At 46.5% G+C, this 18249-nt stretch carries 17 protein-coding genes; 12 read left to right on the forward strand and 5 right to left on the reverse strand.

Going from position 1 to position 18249, the window contains the following annotated elements; genetic code table 11:
* Positions 1-24: 24 nt before the first annotated feature.
* The 4 genes from QQL60_RS09390 to gmk are packed head-to-tail and all read right to left on the reverse strand — an operon-like array spanning position 25 to position 3522.
* Complete coding sequence (locus QQL60_RS09390) at positions 25-411, reverse strand: RidA family protein (RefSeq protein ID WP_284723155.1); 387 nt, start codon at positions 409-411, stop codon at positions 25-27.
* A gap of 24 nt (positions 412-435) precedes the next feature.
* The gene (locus tag QQL60_RS09395) at positions 436-2592 is read right to left on the reverse strand and encodes a RelA/SpoT family protein (RefSeq protein ID WP_007146777.1); all 2157 of its coding nucleotides are present in this window, start codon (positions 2590-2592) and stop codon (positions 436-438) included.
* Positions 2593-2598: 6 nt separating this feature from the next.
* Positions 2599-2859 (reverse strand): DNA-directed RNA polymerase subunit omega, encoded by a 261-nt coding sequence (gene rpoZ / locus QQL60_RS09400; protein WP_007146778.1) that lies wholly within the window; start codon positions 2857-2859, stop codon positions 2599-2601.
* Positions 2860-2904: 45 nt separating this feature from the next.
* A complete protein-coding gene (gene gmk / locus QQL60_RS09405) occupies positions 2905-3522 on the reverse strand; it encodes a guanylate kinase (RefSeq protein ID WP_273180287.1) in 618 nt (205 codons plus the stop codon).
* A 345-nt stretch (positions 3523-3867) separates the two neighbouring features.
* Here gmk and QQL60_RS09410 point away from each other — a divergent pair, with 345 nt between their 5' ends.
* The 3 genes from QQL60_RS09410 (at position 3868) to QQL60_RS09420 (ending at position 6543) form a co-directional block, all read left to right on the forward strand.
* A complete protein-coding gene (locus QQL60_RS09410; protein ID WP_284723156.1) occupies positions 3868-4518 on the forward strand; it encodes a hypothetical protein in 651 nt (216 codons plus the stop codon).
* 395 nt (positions 4519-4913) lie between these two features.
* On the forward strand, positions 4914-5204 hold the full coding sequence (locus QQL60_RS09415) for a helix-turn-helix domain-containing protein (RefSeq protein ID WP_001011876.1): 291 nt from the start codon (positions 4914-4916) through the stop codon (positions 5202-5204).
* Entirely contained in the window at positions 5194-6543 is a 1350-nt protein-coding gene (locus tag QQL60_RS09420) for a type II toxin-antitoxin system HipA family toxin (RefSeq protein WP_284723157.1), read from the forward strand. Before QQL60_RS09415 ends, QQL60_RS09420 begins: the two co-directional genes overlap by 11 nt.
* A 319-nt stretch (positions 6544-6862) precedes the next feature.
* On the opposite strand, the gene QQL60_RS09425 is transcribed toward QQL60_RS09420, so the two are convergent.
* Complete coding sequence (locus tag QQL60_RS09425; RefSeq protein ID WP_000381861.1) at positions 6863-7177, reverse strand: helix-turn-helix domain-containing protein; 315 nt, start codon at positions 7175-7177, stop codon at positions 6863-6865.
* A gap of 544 nt (positions 7178-7721) precedes the next feature.
* Between QQL60_RS09425 and QQL60_RS09430 the strand changes: the two genes are divergently transcribed.
* From QQL60_RS09430 to QQL60_RS09470, 9 genes are all read left to right on the forward strand, one after another.
* The gene (locus QQL60_RS09430; RefSeq protein WP_428243026.1) at positions 7722-7898 is read left to right on the forward strand and encodes a helix-turn-helix transcriptional regulator; all 177 of its coding nucleotides are present in this window, start codon (positions 7722-7724) and stop codon (positions 7896-7898) included.
* Positions 7885-9627, forward strand: coding sequence for a DUF927 domain-containing protein (locus QQL60_RS09435; RefSeq protein WP_284723158.1), 1743 nt, complete (start codon positions 7885-7887; stop codon positions 9625-9627). Before QQL60_RS09430 ends, QQL60_RS09435 begins: the two co-directional genes overlap by 14 nt.
* Before the next feature lie 271 nt (positions 9628-9898).
* Positions 9899-10123 carry a helix-turn-helix domain-containing protein gene (locus QQL60_RS09440; protein ID WP_039422734.1) on the forward strand — a complete coding sequence of 75 codons (225 nt, stop codon included), beginning with the start codon at positions 9899-9901 and terminating at the stop codon, positions 10121-10123.
* Between the two features lie 9 nt (positions 10124-10132).
* Complete coding sequence (locus QQL60_RS09445; RefSeq protein WP_284723159.1) at positions 10133-12571, forward strand: type I restriction-modification system subunit M; 2439 nt, start codon at positions 10133-10135, stop codon at positions 12569-12571.
* Positions 12568-13611 carry a PDDEXK nuclease domain-containing protein gene (locus QQL60_RS09450; RefSeq protein ID WP_284723160.1) on the forward strand — a complete coding sequence of 348 codons (1044 nt, stop codon included), beginning with the start codon at positions 12568-12570 and terminating at the stop codon, positions 13609-13611. Before QQL60_RS09445 ends, QQL60_RS09450 begins: the two co-directional genes overlap by 4 nt.
* Entirely contained in the window at positions 13608-15008 is a 1401-nt protein-coding gene (locus QQL60_RS09455) for a restriction endonuclease subunit S (protein WP_284723161.1), read from the forward strand. The genes QQL60_RS09450 and QQL60_RS09455 overlap by 4 nt, the downstream gene beginning before the upstream one ends.
* Entirely contained in the window at positions 15001-16131 is a 1131-nt protein-coding gene (locus tag QQL60_RS09460; protein WP_284723162.1) for a DUF262 domain-containing protein, read from the forward strand. The genes QQL60_RS09455 and QQL60_RS09460 overlap by 8 nt, the downstream gene beginning before the upstream one ends.
* Entirely contained in the window at positions 16124-17233 is a 1110-nt protein-coding gene (locus tag QQL60_RS09465; RefSeq protein ID WP_284723163.1) for an AAA family ATPase, read from the forward strand. Before QQL60_RS09460 ends, QQL60_RS09465 begins: the two co-directional genes overlap by 8 nt.
* On the forward strand, positions 17230-18207 hold the full coding sequence (locus tag QQL60_RS09470) for a hypothetical protein (protein ID WP_284723164.1): 978 nt from the start codon (positions 17230-17232) through the stop codon (positions 18205-18207). Before QQL60_RS09465 ends, QQL60_RS09470 begins: the two co-directional genes overlap by 4 nt.
* The last annotated feature ends 42 nt before the right edge of the window (positions 18208-18249 follow it).

Genomic DNA, 18249 nt, shown 5'->3' on the forward strand with positions numbered 1-18249 from the left:
CCTTAACCTCCTAAAGGTTAATAATTACGCATTAAGATGCAGAATTGCATCCATTTCCACAGGCACATCTTTTGGTAAAGAAGCTACGCCGATCGCTGCACGTGCTGGGTAAGGCTGTTCAAAATATTCCGCCATAATTTCATTCACGGCACCGAAATAGCTCAAGTCGGTCAGGTAGATATTCAACTTCACCACATCCTGCAAACTACCACCAGCCGCTTTAGCTACCGCAGACAAATTATCAAACACACGTTTAACCTGTGTATTAAAGTCACCTTCGATAACAGTCATTGTTTCGGGTACCAATGGAATCTGTCCTGACAGGTAAACCAAATCACCCACTTTTACTGCTTGTGAGTATGTGCCAATAGCTTCAGGGGCATCCGCTGTATGAATAATTTCGCGAGACATTCATTTCTCCATCAAAGTCTGGTTTTAATTAATACGAGTAATTCTTTCTACCATGTCGAGGCGACGTAAGCGGCGAATAACACGCGCTAAATGCTGGCGATTGGCTACTTCGATGGTCAGACGTAAATCAGAGTAGCCACCATCACGTTCATCAACGACAACATTGTCGATATTGGAATCGGACTCAGATACCACGGCCGCAATCGTCGCGAGGACGCCACGTTGGTTTTTCACATGAATCATAATATCGACCGGGAAGTCACGTGATACGTCAGGCGACCAGGCCACATCCAGCCATTTTTCATTTTGCACGCGTAAATGCGAGGTATTTTTACAGCCACGTTGGTGAATAATGATGCCGCGACCACTACTGACATAACCATGAATCGGATCGCCCGGAATCGGATGACAACAACGGGCAAAGCTCACCACCATACCCTCGGTTCCGGCAATCATCAGTGCCTGCGCTTCAGTATCCGGCGTTGATTCATGCACCAGTTTCTGGGCAATCAATAAAGCAGAATGGTTACCGAGACCGATATCCTCTAACAAGTCATCAAATTGTTTCAGTTCAAACTCATTAATCAGCTCGTTAAAGCGTTCAACCGGAATTTCATCCAGATTAGTCGAGAACGCGGTCAGGTGTTTGTTTAACAAACGACGTCCGAGTAACACCGCTTCTTCGGTCTGCAAATGACGTAAATAATTACGAATATTGGTTCGCGCTTTCGCCGTCACCACAAAATTGAGCCAGGCAGGATTTGGGTGTGAAGCGGGTGAAGTAATGATTTCAACAGACTCACCGGTTTCCAGCTGACTGCTCAGCGGTACAAGATGACGTCCAACACGGGCGGCGACACAGTTGTTACCCACATCACTATGTACAGCATAAGCAAAGTCGACCGCTGTAGCGCCACGTGGCAGGGTCAGAATTTCCCCTTTTGGCGTCGACACATAAATTTCGTCTGGGAATAAATCGATACGCAGATTTTCCAGAAACTCCATTGAGTCACCAGAGCCTTTCTGCATTTCCAGAATGCCTTGCAGCCATTGGCGTGCTTTACGGTGGGCTAAATTATTACCCACTGATTCACCGGTTTTGTATAACCAGTGAGCAGCAACACCCGCTTCTGCCATGTGATCCATATCACGGGAACGAATCTGCACTTCAATAGGCACACCATAAGGACCAAACAACACCGTATGTAATGACTGGTAGCCATTGGCTTTAGGAATCGCAATATAATCTTTGAATTTACCTTGTACCGGTTTATACAGGTTATGCACCACCCCCAGCATCCGATAGCAGGCATCCACATCATCGACAATAATGCGGAAAGCGTACACATCCATCACCTCAGAGAATGACAGTTGTTTACTGACCATTTTTTTGTACAGGCTATACAGGTTTTTCTCACGACCCTGAATATCAGCACTCAACCCTTCCTGTTCCATTCGGTTCAGAATAGACGCAGTGATCTGTGTGACAATTTCTTTGCGGTTACCACGCGATTTTCTTACTGCATCCTGAAGCACACGGTAACGAATCGGATACAGAACATGGAATCCCAGATCTTCCAGCTCACAACGCATTAAATTCATGCCGAGGCGTTGGGCAATGGGTGCGTAAATATCCAATGTTTCGTTGGCTATGCGACGGCGTTTTTCAGGGCGTAAATGACCCAGCGTACGCATATTGTGGAGACGGTCTGCCAGCTTAACGATAATAACGCGGATATCACGAGACATCGCCAGCAGCATTTTTCTTAAGTTTTCAGCCTGAGCATGCTTTTGCGTTTCAAAAGCAGCTTTTGCTAATTTGGTAACACCTTCAACTAACTCACCGACTTCTTCACCAAATTCAGCGGCCAGGTCAGCTTTTGTCAGAGCAGTGTCTTCAATCACATCATGAAGCAATCCGGCCATGATACATTCATAATCCATATGCATCATGGCCAGAACATGGGCGACGGCTAACGGATGGGTGATGTATCGCTCGCCACTGCGGCGAGTTTGGCCTTCATGTGCGTTATCCGCGAAATGATAGGCTCTTCGTATCGCATCGACCTGGCCTGATTCCAGGTAATTTGCCGTCGCATAGCACAAGTCATCTATTGTCAGTTTGGGTTCTGACTCCTGGATAAAATCCAGTTCAGAAGCAACGGATGGCTTGGCACTCACTGTCGTTTATTCTTCCGTTTGTAATTCTTCGTCACTGACGATGCTTTCAGCAGCATGTTCACGGGCATTGGTCTTTTCGAGAATTTCACGACCAACTAAACCTGCAGCAATCTCACGTAACGCTAGAACAGTAGGTTTGTCATTATCAATGCTGACCATAGCGTCATCACCCATGGCGATTTCACGAGCACGTTTTGAAGCAACCAGGACTAATTGGAAACGGTTATCAACATTTTCTAAACAATCTTCAACAGTAGTACGAGCCATGGTTTTTCCCAGTTAAAATTTAAAGAATCAATTTTACGAAATATCTTAGCTTTGAGCCAGTAATTCAGCGATTAAGTCCGCTTGAATATTTTTTTGAATCGCTAAGGAATGACGCTGTGCAACGATGATAGATGACAAACTGGTCAGTGCCTGTTCAAAATCATCATTGACGATTATGTAGTCAAATTCAACATAGTGCGAGATTTCATTCTCTGCATCACGCATACGCCTGGAAATGACATCCTCATTATCCTGACCACGATTACGTAAACGTTGTTCCAAAGTCGCTTTTGATGGCGGCAGAATGAATATGCCAATCGCTTGCTGGAAATTGTTTCTGACTTGTTGCGCGCCCTGCCAGTCAATTTCCAGAATGACGTCAAAGCCTTCACTTAATAAGGTTTCAACTGTTTCAGAAGATGTGCCGTAACTGTTATCGAATACCGTGGCTGACTCTAGAAACTGGCCAGCATCTCGCATCGCTGAAAAGGTTTGCTGATCGACAAAATGGTAATCCTTACCATCGATCTCACCCTCACGAGGAGCGCGAGTTGTGTGTGAGACTGATAGTTTAATTTCAGCATGCTGTGCAATAAGCGCATTGACCAAACTCGTTTTGCCCGCACCTGACGGTGCAGCCACAATAAAAAGATTACCCATCATAAAATTCTGAACGCTGTTAGGAATAATTGGGCAATTATGACAAAAAGCCCTGTGTTTCACCATGAAGGATCTAATGCTGCCTCTATTTTCATAAATAAACCGATCTAAATGATGAACATAAGCAACTATTTTTATTAAGCCAATTCACATTGGCACAATTATCAATCATAATGATTGTGCGCAACCAATTATGTGCACTAGTACCAAGGTACAATATAAAAATGGTTGTCCATGCATATAATTATCACAGCGTAACAAACTAGTGGAATTACCGACGATTCCTTCATAACTTCTTTGAAAGCAAACTAGTTCAGCGATTAACTACTTCCTCATTTGGAGGGGAAAATGAAAATATTAAAGACTTTAGCAGGTGTGGCTCTGTCACTCTTCATCGCAGGTTCAGCTTCCGCTGCTCACCTCAGCGACAAAGTTATTTATGCGACAAAAAATAAAAAAGAAAGCACAATTCAGCACTTTGCAGGCGCTTATCAGTACGTAAGTACAGATGGTAGCTTCACCGCTGGTACAGGCCCGGATTACGCATATCAAATCAATCCAGAGGCAACAACAAACTCGGTTAAACAAGACCAGTTAAACACCGCGTTTAATGCTGCTGAAGCTTCTGGTAATTATTCTGAACTGGTTGGCTACGATGTATCAGATTTTTACAGCACGGGTTCCTACCCTGCGGCTACAGAAAGCACCGACTTTTTCACCTCAGATGTGTTTTCAACCGGCTATCTGAATACAAGCTCACTGGGTCTGACATTTGAAGGCATCATGATCAAATCAGGTAACACTACCCTTGTCGCCTTATTCAGTGATGCGATTTCAGAGTTGTATTTCAAAACCTTTATTAAACAGGGCATTTCTCATATTGCCTTGTTCAACACAGCCCCTATCTCTGCAGTGCCAGTGCCTGCCGCTTTATGGCTGTTTGCTCCAGCATTACTTGGTTTAGTTGGTTTCTGTAGAAGGCAATCAGCGATTAAGTAAGATTGTCGTAAAAGCTCAAAAAAACGCGGCCAAAAGCCGCGTTTTTTTATGTCTGATTAAAAAGATTTTCAATCACTCAATATTCTGAATTTGCTCATTGAGCAGCGGACTAGATCCTAACAAACTCAATGATTTACCGAAAAGAAATCGTTCAAAAATGCCTGTTTGCCCACCAAACTGCCCACCACTTGCCTATGGCTTTTACTAAATCTTAGTGGTTAGCAATGGAAAAACAGTGCCGTTTTTATGCTGCTGTTAGTACTGAAAAATAGCAGTTTTAAAGGGCTTTATCGAGTAATTTTTTCAACACTCTACGCACTTATGGATATTATAGTATCCAAGCTCTGTTTTATTTCGCTATAATGGATATAACTGTATCCACTTGGTCTTTGCGGATGAATTTTACCTTACTTGATGATACCGATGTAAGCCAAGCTTATGCGGCTTATTTACGTGAGTTACGCAAGCAGGCAAAGCTGTCGCGCGCTGCATTGGCTGAGCGAAGCTGCGTACCTGCGGCCACCATTAAGAAATTTGAGCTGACTGGGCAAATTTCATTTCGTCAATTGCTGTTGCTATGGCAGACCCTTGATTCGCTAGATAGGCTTTATCAGCTCACGCAACTTAGCAAAGAACGCGCTGCTATACCCACGAGTATTGATGAGGTGCTAAAAGATGAGTTTTAAACCGATTCAGAAGCTTAATGTTACTCGTACGCTAAGCTCAGGTGAGCAGATATCTGTTGGGGTCTTGGCGCAGAATCGGCAAGGCGTTTTTTTCCAGTATGCAGACAGCTATTTGCAGCAGTTTGGCAATTTATCACCGTTTACCTTGCAGTCGAATACGCAAGTTCAAGCCGCACCTAAAGCGCCGCACCAAGGTGTACATGGCGTATTTGGAGATTGTTTGCCCGATGGTTGGGGCATGTTGTTACAAGATCGTATTTTCCGGCAAAAGGGCATCCTACCTAATCAATTAACTGCGATGGATAGACTGGCCTTTGTCGGTGATAAAGGCATGGGAGCATTGTCTTTTTCTCCGGTGTCTGAGTTTTCAGCCACCACGCATGCGAATATTGATTTAGCTACGTTAGGCTTAGAAGCACAAACGCTGTTCGATGCTTCAATGTCAGACTATATGGACGACAACCAAGATGAGTTAGATGGGCATACGCAACAGGTGTTGGCCGCATTGGTCGCGGGTGGTAGTTCGGGTGGGGCAAGGCCTAAGGCGCAGATTTATATGCCTGCTGGGGAAACTCAACATTGTCGAACCTTCGCTCAGCCTGGAGATGAGGCTTGGCTGATTAAGTTTACCTCTAAAAATCTCGCGCTCGGCCATGAAGAAGGCGTGTGTGAGGCGGTTTATTTACAAATGGCAGAACTTGCTAAGTGTCAACCGCCGCAATGGCAACTCATTGAAGCACCACCTACAAGCGGTGCGTCTGCTTGGTTGGCGCTTAAGCGTTTTGATTATGTCACTGAACAGGCCGACTTAGGCAGAAAGCGCAGTGCAGGTCGATTGCATATGCACAGCGCTTGCGGGCTGCTGGATGCAGACTTTCGAACGCCAAGTTTAGATTACATTGACTTGATTAAAGCCAGTCGTCAGTTGTGTAAATCTCCAGCCGCTGGGCAGCTGCAATTTCGCCGTGCCGTTTTTAACCTGCTGTCGTCTAATCAAGACGACCACAGTAAAAACTGGGCGTTTTTGCAAGCGGATGACGGTCAATGGGATCCTGCCCCTTTTTACGATGTTACCTACAGCCCACATCCATTCAACGAACACGCCACTGCGTTCGGAGGTTATGGCAAAGCGCCACCGCTTAAGGTGATGCAAAAACTTGCTACCAGTGCTGGCTTTGCGAATTGGCATGATGCAAGGCAAGTCATTGAAGAAGTCGCAGAAGCCATCAGCCAATTTACGTATCTGGCACAGCAGCAAGGGATCAGTAAAACAACAGTGTCTGCGATTGCTAAGACATTGGATCAGCGCAAACAGGAAAATGCAGCGCTTTTTCAATGAAAGTAAAACAAACTTTTCAATTCACAATAAATACAAGGTCTACAGATTGTTACCCATAAAGTCACTTTGTGTAGACCTCTAACCTCTGCATTCCCCCGTTCGGTAAAACGCATAGACGAGTACTCAGCTTGTATTGCACACTTTTACGCGCATAAAAGTGCGGAATTTTACATTTTTATGCGCATAAAAGTGTAAACGGGTTCTGGTTGAGTATAAATCAGCCACTTAATAGCTATCTTTCTTCTTTGAAGCTGGCTGGCATTGTTTGCCAAGTTTTAGCGATGTGGACATGAGCAAATGCTATAAGAATATGACGCCCTTATTTTTTATTTAGCAATTGGATGTCTTGGATCTTTCTTCCCAGCTCGTCATCACGGGCAACCTTGGTTAGGTCGTCTAACAAGCCTAGGACTGCCAAAACCTTAACGTAGTGACCAAGTGAAACGGAAGGATCACCTTTTGATATTTTACGCAGTGTTGGCTTAGAAATCCCTGTCCTACTATGCATCATTTCTTGAGTAATGCCGCGTCTCTTCATCGCCAATGTTAAGTTTTCGCCCAAGATGTTTAACATCTTCCTTTGTCTAGGGAATATGACCGCAGTGCGTTTTGATTTTGGCTCGACAGTATCCATAATGAAACTATGTTTTCTTAAATCTTAATTTAGTGAAATTATAGTTTCACTTTTATCTTCAAGTTGTAAAGCAATAAATTGCCATCTCTCGAAGTAAAGTGAGCCAAGACCTGAACAGGTCATGTCGATTTTTTACTGTTTTTTCGACATGACTTTCTTGTGTGTCGATACACTCGACATATCAACACTCAATCCATACGACTCACCAAAACTGAGTTTTGAGTAGGAAACTTCAAAGCAGTACGCCATCCCTTGGGCTTTTGGGGCAGTCTGGGCAAAGCCTTAATTCACGCCACTTAGCAATACGCTAACCCTGCCCACAGGGTATTTATGACTTGGGGCATTATGTAAATTCTGGGGCAAGTAGCTACTTGTACCCTCAGAAAGCTGCACGATCTGGGCATTTATCTGCCTACTGCGTCCGTTTAGCACTGGCAAACTCCTAACTGAACTTAACAGAACAGTGAGGAAGCAAACAATGAACCCAACTACACAATCACCCACAAACACAGTACCCCCTGCGCGTCAGCAGCGGATTTTGCGTTTGCCCGAGGTAAAGGCCAAAACAGGTTTTGGCCGCAGCACCATTTATGCCCTGATGGCCAATGGTGAATTTCCCCGTTCCATCCGCATTGGCGCGCGTGCCGTGGGCTGGTTAGAAAGCGATATCGACCAGTGGATTGAAACTCGCCGTATCGGTGCTGCTTATGGCCGTGGATAAAGCATCAGCATCAAACCCGTTACCTGCCAGTGAGATGCATAGCAACGCGCCAACATTACCGGCTGGTTTTGCCTATAACGCGCAAAACTGGCTGGTGATGCAACCGGCTGGGCAAGATAGCCCAGTTAAAATCTGCTCTTGGTTGCAAGTGGCCGCCCGCACCCGCGATCCGCAAGGGGATAACTACGGTTATTTATTGCACTGGTTAGACGATGACAATCGCCATCGCTATTGGGCCATGCCCGCAGAACTCTTAGCCGGAGACGGCAGCGAGTACCGTCGAATCCTACTCAGCCGAGGCATGCGGCTAAGTAACAGTGTCAAAGCGCGGCAGTTGCTCTCGCTGTTTATTCAACAAATGGGCGAGCTGGCCACGCAAAAGGCCATTAGCGTGAACTGTATTGGCTGGCATCACCACGCTTATGTGCATCCGCGCCTCACCTTTTACCCAAGCGAACACAGCAACAACCCGCGCATGGTGCTGCAAACCATGCACCCGATAGAAGGCTTTATTCAACAAGGCAGTAGCGACAGTTGGCGGCAGCACGTTGGCCGTTATTGTCTGGATAACCCGCTATTAATTGTTGGTGTCTGCGCTGCACTGGCCGCGCCTTTGTTGCATTTGTGCGGGGTGGATGGTTTTGGTTTACACCTCTACGGTGCCAGCAGTACTGGTAAAACCGCAGCGCTGTATCCGGCATTATCGGTGTGGGGCGAACCTAATCAACTGCGCCATAGTTGGCGTGCCACGGCTAACGGTTTGGAAGGCACAGCGCTTGCGCATAACGATGCCTTGCTAGCGCTCGATGAAATGGGCGAAGTTGACCCAAAAGAAGCTGGCGATGTCGCTTACATGCTCGCCAATGGCCAAGGTAAAACCCGTGCAGGCAAATACGGTGAAATGCGCTTACCCGCCCGTTGGCGTTTGGTGTTTTTATCCACTGGCGAAGTGACGCTCGAAAGCCATCTTGCCAGTATCGGCAAGCGCGTAAAAGCTGGCCAGCAAGTGCGCGTGATTGATCTCAGTGCCGATGCCGGAGCGCAAATGGGCGTGTTTAACCATAGCCATGGTATGAACGCTGCCGATTTAGCCGATCATCTAAAACAGCAAAGTCGCCAACATTACGGCAGCTTGGCCTTGGACTGGTTACGGTATTTAACGCAGCACTGCGCGCAGGTGCGCCCCGTTTTCCAAAACGTACGCCAACGTTTTTTAGCCAGCTTGCCTCCCGAGGCCGACGGCCAAGTGCGTCGAGTCGCCGAAAAATTTGCCTTACTGGCCAGCGCAGGCCTGTTAGCCATTCAAGCCAAGGTGCTCGATTGGCCAACCCAAAGTGTCGAAGCTGCCTGTTTAAGCCAGCTAAACCAATGGATACTCGCTCGCGGTGGTGTGGCCGCCAATGAAGACCAACAAGCTATTCGTCAAGTGCGCAGCTTTATTGAGCAACATGGCGAAAGCCGTTTTACACCCAAACAAACCGGTTACAGCAGCCAAGTACGCCAACGCGCAGGTTGGCTTGATACTACTGGCCCACAAACCCTTTACCTGTTTTACCCAACCGGCTGGCGTGAAGCCACCGAAGGCCTAAGCCCAGATCGCGCTGCCAAAGCACTGATGGCCGCAGGCTACCTAGTCCCCGATGGCAACCGACCACAGCGCAAAGTCAGCCTGCCCGACAACACACGCCCACGAATGTACTGTGTGAAAGGCAGCATCTTGGATGACTAAAAAGGCGATGACCCCTGCGTGGGCTTGTCGCCTTGCAGTGCACCGCCAGTCAACATAAATAGCTAGCGATGCTTGAAGTCCAACACAGACAATACCGCTAGAGGCATTCCCGTGAACCGTTAGCGTACCAACAACCAGCACCGAACGAATAACAAATACGCTCAATTATTTGGTTTTAACTCAAATAAGTTGAGAATAATCATAATCGTGGTAGGGTAGCAACAGTGAAAAATCCCCAAGTTTATGGTTAAGAAAACACCGTGGAGAGAGCATGATCCGCTGCCACCTAGCCCGATTAATGGGTGAGAGAAAAATGCGCATTAGCGACGTGATGCGAGAAACCGGCCTAAGCCGTACCACCGTCACGCTACTGTACAAAGAAACTGCGCTTAAGGTGGACTTAGAGGCGCTCGATAAGCTGTGCAGTTTGTTTAACTGCGAGTTAAACCAATTATTGGAACATATTCCGGCCAAAAGCCAGACGATGAAAGATTAAGGAGCCCAAATGGCCATTAAGAAAACCGAACTTTACTCTTCCCTTTGGGCCAGCTGCGACGAGCTGCGCGGCGGTATGGATGCCAGCCAGTACAAAGACTATGTACTGACCATGCTCTTTATGAAGTACGTCTCCGATAAATACAAAGGCGACCCTTACGGCATGATCGTGGTGCCGCCAGGTGCCAGCTTTGACGATATGGTTGCCCTGAAAGGCGACAAAGAAATTGGCGACAAAATCAACAAGGTCATCAGCGCGCTGGCCGAAGAAAACGACCTCAAAGGCGTGATAGACGTTGCCGATTTTAACGACGAAGACAAGCTTGGCAAAGGCAAAGAAATGGTTGATCGGCTAGGTAAGCTGGTCGGCATTTTTGAAGGGCTAAACCTTGGCGATAACCGTGCCGATGGCGATGACTTGTTGGGTGATGCCTACGAATACCTAATGCGCCACTTTGCTACCGAATCGGGTAAATCCAAAGGGCAGTTTTATACGCCATCGGAAGTGTCGCGTATCCTCTCTAAAGTGATTGGTATTGATAGCAATACCTCGCAAGATGCCACCGTCTACGACCCAACCTGTGGTTCGGGCTCGCTGTTGCTAAAAGCCAGTGATGAAGCGCCGCGTGGCTTGAGTATTTTTGGCCAGGAGATGGACAACGCCACCAGTGCCTTGGCGCGTATGAACATGATCCTGCATAACAACGCCACCGCCAAAATCTGGAAAGGCAACACTATTGCTGATCCCCAGTGGAAAGAAGCAAACGGCCAATTAAAAACCTTTGATTTTGCGGTAGCCAACCCGCCGTTTTCCAACAAAAACTGGACCAGCGGCATCAATCCAAACGACGATGAATTTGGCCGTTTCAGTTGGGGTATTCCGCCGGAGAAAAACGGTGACTACACCTTTTTACTGCACATCATTAAAAGCCTAAAAAGCACCGGTAAAGGCGCGGTCATTCTGCCTCACGGCGTTTTGTTCCGTGGCAATGCTGAGGCGCGTATTCGTGAAAACCTCATCAAGCAAGGTTACATCAAAGGCATTATCGGCTTACCTGCGAACCTGTTTTACGGCACCGGCATTCCTGCTTGTATTATCGTGATTGATAAAGAGCACGCGCAGGCAAGGAAAGGAATCTTTATGGTCGATGCCAGCAAAGGTTTTGCCAAAGACGGCAATAAAAACCGCCTGCGCAGCCAAGATATTCACAAAATCGTCGATGTCTTTACCAAGCAGCTAGAACTGCCGCGTTACTCGCGCATGGTGCCGCTCTCTGAGATTGCCGCCAACGACTACAACCTGAATATTCCGCGTTATATCGACTCCAGTGAGCCAGAAGACCTCCACGACTTAAGCGCCCATCTACAAGGGGGCATTCCAAACCGCGACATCGATGCTTTAGAGCGCTACTGGCAAGTCTTCCCGAGCATTCGTGCGACCTTGTTTGAGCCTGCCCGTGAAGGTTACAGCAAAGCCTTGGTTAAAGCCTCCGAGGTGAAAAGCACCATCCTTAACCATGACGAGTTTAAAACTTTTGCTGCACAAAGCCTTGAACCCTTTACCGAATGGGCGCAGCGCTCAAACCTGCACGCCATTGAACAAGGCGAATTACCTAAACAGATTATTCACCGTATCAGCGAAGATCTATTAGAAAGCTATTCCCACAATTCACTGCTGAGCAAATACGATATCTACCAGATCCTGATGGACTACTGGGCGGAGTCAATGCAAGACGATGTATACGTGCTAGTGCAAGACGGCTGGCCAGCGGGCAAGGTACTGCGTGAATTGGTGGTGAATAAAGGCGAAAAGCTCAAAGAAACGCCTGACCTAACCATCGGCAAAACCAAATACAAAGCTGAACTTATCCCGCCAGCGTTAATCGTGGCGCGCTTTTTTGCTGCTGAACAAACCAAAGTCGATACGCTGCAATCGCTATTGGATAGCGCCAGCCAAGAGCTGGAAACCTTCCTTGAAGAAAACTCTTCATCAGGCTCCGGCGGTGGCGACGACGGTTTACTGAATGATGCGCTGAACGACAAAGACAAAGTCACCAAAGCCACAGTCACGGCACGTTTGAAACTCGCCACTGACCCCGATGAAAAAGCCGCGCTAAAGCAAGCCAAAAAGCTGTTTGATGCCGAGTTTGAAGCCAAAAAAGCCCTAAAAGAAGCGCAAGACGCGCTGGATTTAGCGGTATGTAAGCAATACCCCAAACTCAGCGTCGAAGAGATCAAATCCCTGATTGTGAATGACAAATGGCTGGCAACGCTTGAAAGCAATATCGTCGCTGAAATCGAGCGCGTGACCCAGCAACTGGCCAATCGTGTCAAAGAGCTGGAAGAGCGCTACAGCGAACCACTGCCAACCATCACCCAATCGGTAGAGAACCTGAGTGATAAAGTGGCAGGCCACTTAAAAGCCATGGGGCTGGAGTGGGCGCTATGACAGCATTAAACACCACGGGATTGAGCAAGCTGGTGGAGGCGATTGCTGGGCAAATTGAACAAGCCAGAAACCAAGTTCGCCAATCAGTGAATAGCGCTATGGTACAAAGCTACTGGCAAATTGGCCGTTTGATTGTTGAGGAGGAGCAACAGGGGGAAAACCGAGCCGCCTACGGCAAACAGCAGTTGCAGCAGCTGTCAAAGCAACTGACAGAACGCTTGGGTAAAGGTTTTGATGTTGGCAACTTGCGTAATATGCGCCAGTTTTACCTGACGTTTCCAATTCACGACGCAGTGCGTAGTGAATTGAGTTGGACACACTACCGTGCCTTAATGCGAATCGACACCCCCGCCGCCCGTGATTGGTACTTGCAAGAGGCCATCAGCCAAAGCTGGAGCGCCCGCGCACTGGAACGCCAAATCAGCACGCTGTACTACGAGCGCCTATTAGCCAGCCAAGAGAAAGCAGCGGTTGAACACGAAGCCCAAGCCAACACTCAGCCACTGGCAGAAAGCGCCAAGGACTACCTGCGCGACCCTTACATTCTCGACTTTTTAAACCTGCAAGATCAAACCTACCAGGAAAGCGAGCTGGAGCAGGCCATTATCAGCAACCTGCAACAATTCCTGCTGGAACTGGGCAAAGGCTTTGCTTTTGTGGAGCGCCAGCAGCGTATCCGCTTTGAGGATGAAGACTTTTATATTGATCTGGTGTTCTACAACTTCAAACTTAAATGCTTTCTGCTGGTGGACTTAAAACTGGGCAAGCTGAAACACCAAGATATCGGCCAAATGGATACCTATGTGCGCCTCTATGACGAGCAGCGCAAAGGCGATGACGACAACCCCACCATTGGCTTGGTGCTATGCAGCGAAAAAAGCGAAGCCGTGGTGAAATACTCGGTACTGGCCGATCAGAAACAACTGTTCGCGGCTAAATATTTGCCTTACCTACCGACAGAAGAAGAGCTGAAACGAGAGCTGGAGCGCGAACGCGAACAGGCCCTAGCGCAACTGCAACAGCAGGAGTTAGAGAGATGAGCAGCCAAGTTGCAGAAGTGAGTTCAAAGTATCTGGCGGAAGCGGCAAAGAATGCCGTGCCAACTGGATATAAGCAAACGGAAGTGGGAGTGATACCGGAAGATTGGGATGTAGTGGAGTTTGGCAGCACATTGAAAGAGTTTCGAAATGGGTATGCTTTCTCGACAAGTGGATACGCTTCCACAGGAACACCAATCATTACTATGGCTCAAATTGGTCTTTCTGGCTTATTTCAATTTGATGTCTCAAAGGTAAATAAATGGGATTCACAACAGCATGATTCGCTAAAAGATTTCTGGGTTCGAGATGGTGATCTCCTAATAGCCATGACTGATGTGACTCCAGATAAAAATCTTATCGGTCAAATGACAGTTGCAAAGTTAGACGGCATAGCGCTTCTTAATCAACGGGTTGGCTTGCTTAGGCTTAAGAATGAAATTGCTTATTCTGGATACTTTAATTTTTTGAGCTCCTTGCCTGTTTGGAAAACATATTGTAAGGCTGTTGCTTCGTTAGGGGTACAAGCGAATATCAGTACATCAGATATAAGAAAGGCAAAAGTGCCACTCCCACCCATAAAAGAACAAACCGCCATCGCTAATGCGCTATCCGATGTCGATGCGCTGATCAGCGAGCTGGAAAAACTGATCGCCAAAAAACAGGCCATCAAAATCGCCACCATGCAACAACTTCTCACAGGCCGCACCCGCCTGCCGCAGTTCGCCTTGCGTGAAGATGGCACACCAAAAGGCACCAAGCCAAGTGAGTTGGGGGAAATACCGGAGGATTGGGAGGTTGTTGCTCTTAAAGATCTACTAAAAGATAGCCCAAAATATGGAATAAATGCTCCTGCTGTTCCGTTAGAAGGTAAATTACCTGTTTATATTCGGATTACCGATATATCTGAGGATGGTTATTTTAAGCCTACTGAGAAAGTTGGCGTTAAAAGCCCATTTTCAGATTTGTATCAGTTAGCCGATGGCGATCTTGTTCTTGCAAGAACAGGAGCTAGTGTTGGCAAGTCATATCTATATAGACCTGAAGATGGAGTCCTCGTGTATGCAGGTTTCCTCATCAAGGTGACGCCAGAGCAATCCAAGTTAGATCCGAAATTTCTTTTTCAATACCTGCAAACTGAACGATATTGGTCTTGGGTAACAGTAAACTCAATGAGAAGTGGTCAGCCGGGAATTAATGGAAATGAGTACGGTAGCTTAATGCTTACATGGCCGGAAAAAGACGAACAAACCGCCATCGCCACCATCCTCTCCGATATGGACGCAGAGATTCAGGCACTGGAACAACGTCTTGGCAAAACCCGCCAAATCAAACAAGGCATGATGCAAGAGTTGCTGACGGGTAAGACAAGATTAATTCAAGGGGAAGCACATGACTGATTATCAAGAAACTGAGCTCGATGAAGAGCTGATTGATCCAGGTTCGGAAGAAGAGCCTGAACTGCTTGATGAGGTGATGCACCCGTTCAACCCGACAGATATTGATATTGTCGTTGAGCCGAAGTCGTTGGACGCTTTGATAAAGCGAATTCAGCATAACGAAATCGATATGAATACCGATTTTCAGCGTCATGCGGAGTTATGGGATAACCGCAAGATGAGCCGATTAATCGAATCCATTTTGATTCGGTTTCCGTTACCGGCTTTTTACTTTGATGCGTCCGATGAAAATAATTGGCTAATTGTGGATGGTTTACAGCGGTTATCTACGATTCGCAAGTTTGTGTTAGATAAAAAGCTTCGCCTTAATGGGTTGGAGTTCTTAACGGAACTTAATGGTAAAACCTTCGATAAGCTGCATCGCCAATATCAGCGCCGTATTGAAGAGTGCCCTGTTACCGTGTACATGATTAAACCGGGTACGCCTGAAGATGTTAAGTATTCAGTGTTTCGCCGTATCAATACGGGTGGCTTAACGCTCAATAACCAAGAAATTCGTAATGCGCTTGCTAAGCCACGAGACAGAGAACTGCTTGAAGAATTAGCCAATTCAGAATGCTCGAAGGCCATGTTGGGCGATCTTTCCAAGCGTATGAAAGATCAGGAGTTGGTATTGCGATTTTGGGCATTCTATCGCTTTGACTATCTTGACCCTAAAAATAAAAAGGAAATTGCCTCGTTTTTAGATAAAGCGATGGAAGATATCAAGAAAGGCGATGATGCCTACCGCTCAGAGTTTAAAACTAGGTATTCAACTGCGATAGAGCGCTGTTATCAACTTTTGGGAAAATCCGGATTTGAGAAAGATCCATCTTCAAATTCTCGCAAACGCTCAAAGAACTCTACTTTGTACGAAGTGTGGATGGTAGCGCTGGCCAAACTCACGGACACGGAATTCGATCGCCTTTTGAATGAGCAAAGCGTCTTTCAGGAAAAGGCGCGAGCACTACTCAAAGACGGCGAATTCTTCAATGCCATTACTTATTCGACGCAGAAAAAAGACCATGTTGAACGACGCTACGAAAAGGTTAATGCGCTGATTAAGGAGGTGCTGAATGATTGAGTTTATTAATATTCAGAACTTTAAAACCTTGTTGAATGCTAGCTTTCCTCTGGGCAATCTGAATTTATTTTCAGGCCTTAATGGCATGGGAAAATCGACGCTTGTGCAGAGCTTGTTGCTTTTAAGGCAGTCTTACGAACGCAATACCCTCAAAACCAAGGGGCTGCTGTTAAATGGAGATTACGTTAATATCGGTACGGGTAAAGACGCGCTTTCCAGTTTTAGTGAACAAGAAGAGATTATTTTCACTGTTAAATGGGGCGAGAAAGAGCAGCCAATACGCTTTGAGTTTGACTATCAACATGACTCGGATCTGTTGCCACTTCGCAAGTCGGGTATTGACGGTGATTCTGAATCCTTGAGTTTATTCAACTCCAATTTTCAGTACTTATGTGCCGACAGATTAGGCCCACAAAGTCATCACCAGTTGTCTGAGTTTCATATTCGTGATTTAAAGTCGCTTGGCCATCATGGTGAGTTTGCGGTTCATTTTATCGCAGTCAATGGCGCTAAAGATCTGGAGATAGACGCGTTACGCCATCCAAAGGCAGTATCAGGGACGTTGCTTGCTAATATTGAAGCATGGATGTCGGATATTACGCCCGGTCTAAAAATCAAAGCAGTGGCGCAGCCTCAATTTAATTCGGCGAGCCTGAGTTACTCTTTCAACCAAGGTAAAGAAACAACCGAAGAGTTTAAGCCTCAGAATGTGGGCTTTGGCCTAAGTTACGTACTACCTGTCGTGACTAGTATTTTAAGTGCCGCAAAAGGTGATTTGCTGATTATTGAAAACCCAGAGTCACACTTACACCCGGCTGGGCAATCATTAATGGGTAAGCTATGTGCCATTGCTGCCAATAATGGCGTGCAATTAATCGTTGAATCTCATTCAGACCATTTCCTCAACGGTATTCGGGTTGCGGTGAAGCAGAAAGTAGTTGCAGCTGACGATGTAAAAGTCTTTTTCTTGCAGCGAGATGTTCATAACTCTATTCATGCCTCAGAAGTTATGTACCCAAATATTGATGATGAAGGCCGCATAGACTGCTGGCCGGAAGGGTTCTTTGACCAATGGGATAAGGAGCTGGATCAGTTGTTATGAGCAATGGAATTGTGTTGAACCATCACTCTTTGCCGTTTGCCAGCAAAGAGGATGCAGATAATGGATTATTGGCTTTCTTCAATGTGCTTAAAGTTTGCCGAACTGCGGGTCTAAAAATCTTGTTGGTCGATGAAGATCAAGATAAGTCATTGATGGGGCTGGAACTGGCTAAAGGCTACTATGTGCGCAATTGGTTTGCCTCGGCAAGCAAGGTTGCGGAGCTAGCGGATTGGTGCCGGTTTCTTAAATCCCTTGAAACGAAACAGCCACTCTTTGAAACCGTGGATATTGAAAGTGTTGGTGATGTATTAGAAGTTGGCTTGCCAGGAGAAGATTCAGGTAAGCCTGTGCTATTAGCCGCGTTTTATTTTGAAACGTTCCTTGCCAGTTTCACGGCTTTGGCTGCTTGGGCAAATAGCCATATTAAAGTATGGATTTTCGAGATTGATGCAACACCAGAACAAAGGGATGAAACGCTTTTAAATCTGAGTGATTCTGCAAGCTTGGGTGTGCATGGTGATGAGCTCAAACAACGCCGTAATGCGTTGTTAAGTTCCGCTAAGAATATCTGGTTGCAAAGAGCGGATTTGTTTCCTCATCTCACGTTGTTGCCAAATCAAATTGGTACAAGTCTGCAAGGTTGGTCTGCTAGGCAAGATGTCTTGCTCAAGGCGCGTGATGCACTAAATGTGCTGGAGTCATTTAGTGATAAATGGCTAGCAGGTGAGTATGTTGAATATCGCCATGAGTATTTAAGAGACTTGGGCCTAGCGGCTGAAGTTAGCGGTGAATCGGACAGTGTAAATAATGATCCCAAAAAGAAGAAAGAGCGCATGTTTTGGTTAGATGATGGGCGACAGGTCTATTGCGAGAATCATGTAAAACTACCTGACGGTTACCGACTGCATTTTTATGCTGATGCCGCAAATAAGCGGATATATGTGGCGTATTTAGGACCGCATTTAACTTTATGAATTTAAGGAAATTTAATGAGTAACTTAGCTCCATTCTGTATG

The organism is Methylophaga thalassica (assembly GCF_030159795.1).
In the GTDB taxonomy this organism is placed as follows: domain Bacteria; phylum Pseudomonadota; class Gammaproteobacteria; order Nitrosococcales; family Methylophagaceae; genus Methylophaga; species Methylophaga thalassica.

Excerpts from the sequence above, each read along its gene's own strand:
- QQL60_RS09390 (WP_284723155.1), bottom strand. The coding sequence starts at position 411 with ATGTCTCGCGAAATTATTCATACAGCGGATGCCCCTGAAGCTATTGGC.
- rpoZ (WP_007146778.1), bottom strand. The coding sequence starts at position 2,859 with ATGGCTCGTACTACTGTTGAAGATTGTTTAGAAAATGTTGATAACCGT.
- gmk (WP_273180287.1), bottom strand. The coding sequence starts at position 3,522 with ATGATGGGTAATCTTTTTATTGTGGCTGCACCGTCAGGTGCGGGCAAA.
- QQL60_RS09410 (WP_284723156.1), top strand. The coding sequence starts at position 3,868 with ATGAAAATATTAAAGACTTTAGCAGGTGTGGCTCTGTCACTCTTCATC.
- QQL60_RS09415 (WP_001011876.1), top strand. The coding sequence starts at position 4,914 with ATGAATTTTACCTTACTTGATGATACCGATGTAAGCCAAGCTTATGCG.
- QQL60_RS09420 (WP_284723157.1), top strand. The coding sequence starts at position 5,194 with ATGAGTTTTAAACCGATTCAGAAGCTTAATGTTACTCGTACGCTAAGC.
- QQL60_RS09425 (WP_000381861.1), bottom strand. The coding sequence starts at position 7,177 with ATGGATACTGTCGAGCCAAAATCAAAACGCACTGCGGTCATATTCCCT.
- QQL60_RS09435 (WP_284723158.1), top strand. The coding sequence starts at position 7,885 with ATGGCCGTGGATAAAGCATCAGCATCAAACCCGTTACCTGCCAGTGAG.
- QQL60_RS09440 (WP_039422734.1), top strand. The coding sequence starts at position 9,899 with ATGATCCGCTGCCACCTAGCCCGATTAATGGGTGAGAGAAAAATGCGC.
- QQL60_RS09445 (WP_284723159.1), top strand. The coding sequence starts at position 10,133 with ATGGCCATTAAGAAAACCGAACTTTACTCTTCCCTTTGGGCCAGCTGC.
- QQL60_RS09450 (WP_284723160.1), top strand. The coding sequence starts at position 12,568 with ATGACAGCATTAAACACCACGGGATTGAGCAAGCTGGTGGAGGCGATT.
- QQL60_RS09455 (WP_284723161.1), top strand. The coding sequence starts at position 13,608 with ATGAGCAGCCAAGTTGCAGAAGTGAGTTCAAAGTATCTGGCGGAAGCG.
- QQL60_RS09460 (WP_284723162.1), top strand. The coding sequence starts at position 15,001 with ATGACTGATTATCAAGAAACTGAGCTCGATGAAGAGCTGATTGATCCA.
- QQL60_RS09465 (WP_284723163.1), top strand. The coding sequence starts at position 16,124 with ATGATTGAGTTTATTAATATTCAGAACTTTAAAACCTTGTTGAATGCT.
- QQL60_RS09470 (WP_284723164.1), top strand. The coding sequence starts at position 17,230 with ATGAGCAATGGAATTGTGTTGAACCATCACTCTTTGCCGTTTGCCAGC.